General features: G+C 71.2%; 2 protein-coding genes. One reads left to right on the forward strand and one right to left on the reverse strand.

Going from position 1 to position 1,097, the window contains the following annotated elements; genetic code table 11:
* The coding region (locus AB0G02_RS33405; RefSeq protein WP_360802314.1) for a hypothetical protein at window positions 1-332 on the reverse strand (332 nt) is incomplete at its 3' end.
* A 223-nt stretch (window positions 333-555) separates the two neighbouring features.
* Between AB0G02_RS33405 and AB0G02_RS33410 the strand changes: the two genes are divergently transcribed.
* Window positions 556-1,097 (forward strand): glycoside hydrolase family 36 N-terminal domain-containing protein (locus tag AB0G02_RS33410; protein ID WP_360802317.1); only part of this gene is annotated, 542 nt, incomplete at its 3' end.

Genomic DNA, 1,097 nt, shown 5'->3' on the forward strand with positions numbered 1-1,097 from the left:
GCCGGTGAGTGCTCCCGCCACTGGGGCATGGACTGGGCCTCCGCCCGCCGCCTGGCGACGGAGTTGCCCACCGCGTTCGCCGCCAGGCCGGCCGCCACGAACAGCGGCGAACCGAGGAAGAAGCCGCTGGACTGCCGATAGGTGACGTCCATGCCGTAGTACCGGGCATATCCGAGCGTGAGGTCGCAATAAGCCACTTCGCCCGGTGGCAACAACAACGACGTGGTGACCTCGTCGGGAATTCCGCCGTTCACGAGGTGCCGGTAGAGGTGAACGGCCCTGTACCACGACGCCGCCCACTCCTGGCTCGGCGATAACGGCCCGACGGTCATCGATTCCCCACCTCGTTGATCATGGACGATTCGGGCGTGCAGTCTACGCGGAGCGGGTCCGCGGATCTGTCGGGTCGCGCGAGTGGCCGGCGGAGCCGCGCGGACGGAGACGATCACCGTTGCCGGTTCGTTACTTCGGTCGTGGTTGACCTCCCGCCCACGGCCCTGACATCGTCCATGGAACGTTCAATGCACCTGAGGTCCCACCCCGAAGGGGGTGTCCGTGTCCACTGCGTCATCGGTCATCGCGACGGCGGCCGATGCCGTCGATCGGGTCGTCCACCTGCGGGCCGACGGGGTGAGCCTGGTGCTCCACTGCAAGGACTCGCGGTTGCCGCAGGTCCTGCACTGGGGTGCCGACCTCGGCCCGGACGCCGGGCTGGACGCGCTGGCGGCGGTGTCCGTGCCCGCGGTGGTGCCGAACGCGACGGACGTCCCGAGCGCCGTGGCGGTGGTCCCGGAGCACGCGACCGCGTGGCCGGGGTTGCCTGGGCTGCGAGGTCACCGCGAGGGCCGTGACTGGTCGCCGCTCTTCACCGTCGAGCGGGTCGTCGAGAGCGGTGGGGTGTGCCTGGTGCGGGCGGCGGACGTGGAGGCGGGGCTCGCCCTGGACCTGGAGATCGGGCTGACCGCCGCCGGTCTGGTGCGCCTGCGGGCCACCGTGCGCAACACCGGGGACACGGCCTACACCCTCGACGGGCTCGTGCTGACCCTGCCCGTGCCGTCGCGCGCCACCGAGCTGCTCGACCTCACCGGCCGCTGGGG

Source organism: Actinosynnema sp. NPDC023658 (assembly GCF_040639995.1).
GTDB lineage: Bacteria > Actinomycetota > Actinomycetes > Mycobacteriales > Pseudonocardiaceae > Actinosynnema.